General features: G+C 68.0%; 1 protein-coding gene and 1 pseudogene. Both read right to left on the bottom strand.

Features of this window, described 5'->3' with window-relative positions; genetic code table 11:
* Positions 1-531: 531 nt before the first annotated feature.
* Positions 532-1,974, bottom strand: coding sequence for a magnesium transporter (mgtE, locus tag ACE3N6_RS19130; protein WP_374247410.1), 1,443 nt, complete (start codon positions 1,972-1,974; stop codon positions 532-534).
* Between the two features lie 113 nt (positions 1,975-2,087).
* A pseudogene (locus ACE3N6_RS19125) lies at positions 2,088-2,392 on the bottom strand (2-octaprenyl-6-methoxyphenyl hydroxylase); the annotation flags it as partial.

Here is a 2,392-nt window from a genome sequence, read left to right as displayed (position 1 = left end):
GCCACTGCTGCGCGCCTTCCGGCAACACGGCTACGGGTGGCAGCGGTAACTTCTGTTTCTTCCTTGGCATAACCATTCCTTTCTGGGACTACGTTATGCCTCAAACACAAAAATTCGGACAGGCTCCCGCCAACGCGGGCTGATCTTTCGCCGATCGCACTCTCGGGGGCGCCGAAGTCCGTTTGGCGCCTGCCGAAGTGTGTTTGGCGCTCGCCGAAGTGTGTTTGGCGCCGGCCGAAGTGTGTTTGGCGGCCGCCAAACTGACTTTGGCGAGGGCAAATCGAAGTTCGTCGGGGGCTGAACTGTCTTTGGCGCGGGTGAATGTCACTTCGGCGCCCGCCAAACTGACTTTGGCGGGCCGAGGATTGACTTCGCCGCCCTCCGATCCCGGTTTCTCGTGCAAAAGCCGGGGCGCCGGGCGTCCGGGAGGGCGTGGGGGCGAATCGGGTGACGCCGGCCGGCGTCGGGGTGGGGCCTTGCGGCGCGGGCTGCGTGCTGAAGCGGGCCATGAAGCAGCCCGCCGCCCGGGGCTTACATCAGGAAGATCGTCGCCAGCCCGAGGAAGATGAAGAAGCCGCCGGAGTCGGTGACCGCGGTGATGATGACGCTGGAGCCCACGGCAGGGTCTTGCCCCAGGCGATGGCGGATCATCGGCGCCATCACGCCCACGAAGGCGGCCAGGAGCAGGTTGAGGGTCATCGCGGCGGTCATCACCGCGCCGAGCTTGCCGCTGCCGTAGAGAATCCAGGCCAGCACCCCGAGCAGCCCGCCCCACACCAGCCCGTTGATGAGGGCGACGCCCATCTCCTTCTTGATGAGCCGGGAGAGGGCGTCCTCCTGCACCTGCCCCATGGCGATGCCGCGCACGATCATGGTGATCGTCTGGTTGCCCGAGTTGCCGCCGATGCCCGCCACGATGGGCATCAGCGCGGCGAGCGCGACGAGTTTCTCGATGGAGGTTTCGAAGGCGCCGATCACCCGGCTGGCGAAGAAGGCGGTGACGAGGTTGATGGCCAGCCAGGCCCAGCGGTTCTTCACCGAATCCCACACCGGGGCGAAGATGTCTTCGCCTTCTTTCAGGCCGGCCTGGGAGAGCAGCTCGTTCTCGGTTTCCTCGCGGATGAAATCCACCACCGCCGCCACGGTGAGCCGGCCCACCAGCTTGCGGTGGTAATCGACGACCGGTGCGGAAACGAGGTCGTAACGCTCGAAGGCCTGGGCGGCGGTTTCGGCCTCGTCGGCGGGCTCCAGGGTGAGGGTGTCGGTGAGCATGATGTCGCTCACCTCGGTCTCGGGGTCGCTCAGGAGCAGCCGGTTGATGGGCAGCACGCCGCGCAGGTGCTCGTCCCGGTCCACCACGAAGAGCTGGTCGGTGTGGTCGGGCAGTTCCTCGAAGCGGCGCAGGTAGCGCAGCACCACTTCGAGGGTCACGTCCTCGCGCACGGTGACCATCTCGAAATCCATCAGCGCGCCCACCGAATCTTCGGGGTAGGACATGGCGGCCCGCAGCTGCTCCCGCTCCTCGGGGTCGAGGCCGCGATACACGTCCTCCATCACCTCCTGGGGCAGGTCGGGGGCGAGGTCGGCGAGTTCGTCGGCGTCGAGCTGTTCGGCGGCGGCCCGCAGGGAGGCCGGGTCCATCGACTCGATGAGGGATTCCCGCACCGCGTCGGAGACTTCGAGGAGGATCTCGCCGTCCCGCTCGGCCTTGACCAGATCCCAGACGAAGAGACGATCTTCGAGGGGCAGGGCTTCGAGGATGTGGGCGACGTCGGCCGAGTGGAGGCTGTCGAGCTTGTGGGTGAGTTCCTGGACGTGCTGCTTGTGGACGAGGCTCTCGACCAGGTCGTGCTTGGGCATGTCCTGCCGATGGACGAGGCTCTCCACCAGCCGATGGCGGGCGAGCAGGTGCTGGACCTCCTTCAGGTGGCTGTCCAGATCGTCGTGGTGCTGGAGGTCGTCGGTATCGGCCATGCTGGAACTTCCCGTGGGCGGCGGGGCGCCGGGCGGCGCGCAGGGAGGCGAATTCTACGGGGTTTGCTGCGCCGCGGCGACCGGGATTTCAAGGCCGCGCGGCGCCCTGCCGGTCAGGGCCAGGCGCGGGCCCCGAACATCATCCGTTTGGCCACGAAGTGGCGCGCGGGGGGCAGCAGGTCGAGGGCGAACAGGCCCGCGCCGCGGGCGTGCTGCAGCGGCGCGACGGCGTTGCTGAACAGCCGCACCAGGGTGTCGGTGAAGCGGATCGTGCCGCTGCGATCCAGGCGGCGTTCGCGGGCGTAGGTGGCGAGGGTGTCGGCCGCGCCGGGATCGCCCCCGGCCCGCAGGATGACCTGGGCGCAGGCCCACACGTCGCGCAGCGCGAGGTTGTAGCCCTGGCCGGCCACCGGGTGCA

Origin of the sequence: Zoogloea sp. (genome assembly GCF_041904905.1) — a bacterium.
Classification (GTDB): domain Bacteria; phylum Pseudomonadota; class Gammaproteobacteria; order Burkholderiales; family Rhodocyclaceae; genus Zoogloea.
Note: the sequence above shows the minus strand (reverse complement) of the source record. Positions and strands in the feature narration are given on the sequence as shown.